At 67.5% G+C, this 907-nt stretch carries 1 protein-coding gene; it reads right to left on the bottom strand.

Translation table 11 applies throughout. From position 1 onward, the window contains the following. Positions 1-26: 26 nt before the first annotated feature. Positions 27-826, bottom strand: a protein-coding gene (locus tag V5F48_RS24945; protein WP_394260643.1) for an IS5 family transposase whose coding sequence is annotated in 2 segments (ribosomal slippage) — positions 27-464 and positions 467-826 — 798 coding nt in all. Because the reading frame shifts where the segments join, the coding sequence is not laid out codon by codon here. Between the last annotated feature and the right edge of the window lie 81 nt (positions 827-907).

Genomic DNA, 907 nt, shown 5'->3' with positions numbered 1-907 from the left:
AGAGCCCGTTTGAGAAGGCTGTGTTCTCATTGCCATCGGCGCAGGAGTGTGGCTGAAGCGGCGATGGTGATGAGGGTTTCGGCAACGGCGGTGATCTGCTCGTAATCGCGGACGAGGCGGCGGTTCTTGAAGATCCAGGCGAAGGTCCGCTCCACCACCCATCGACGCGGCAGGACCTCGAAGCCTTTGGCCTTGGCGCCGCGGCGTATGATCTCGAGGGTGATGTGGGTCTTGTCGGCGGCCCATGTGACGAGGCGCCCGGCATAGCCGCCATCGGCGAAGACGCGGGCGACGAACGGGTAGCGCCTGCGTGAGGCCTTGAGCGGCAGCTTGCCGCCGTCGCGGTCCTGGACGTCGGCGGCGTGGACGCGCACGCAGAGCAGGCGCCCATCGGTGTCGGTCAGGATGTGCCGCTTGCGCCCGGTGATCTTCTTGCCCGCGTCATAGCCCTTCGCGCCCCCTTTTGATCGGCGGTGCGCACCGACTGGCTGTCGAGGATTGCCGCCGAGGGCGACGCCGACCTGCCGCACCGCTCGCGGTCGGCCATGACGAGGGTGTGGTGGACGCGCTCCCAGACACCCTCGCGCTGCCAGCGGCGCAGATAATAATAGACCGTCTGCCACGGCGGCAGGTCATGGGGCAGCAGCCGCCACGCCATGCCGGCCCGCAGGAAATAGAGGATGGCGTTCACCAGCTCGCGCGACGTGGCCTTCCGGGGCCTCCCGCCTGCCTGCGCGTCGGGGATCAGCGGCGCGAGCAGTTCCCACTGCGCGTCGGTCAGGTCAGTGTCGTACCGCCGTCTTGCGGGCGGCTTCCTCTTTGCCATCGGGCGGCGGCTCGAATCGTTGGTCCGACGCCCTATGAATCACGCCAAAGCCCCCTTGGGAATCCTTCTCAAACGCGCTCT

The organism is Xanthobacter autotrophicus ATCC 700552 (assembly GCF_043194565.1).
Classification (GTDB): domain Bacteria; phylum Pseudomonadota; class Alphaproteobacteria; order Rhizobiales; family Xanthobacteraceae; genus Xanthobacter; species Xanthobacter autotrophicus_F.
The sequence above is the reverse complement of the archived record's forward strand: the minus strand, read 5'-3'. Positions and strand labels throughout refer to the sequence as shown.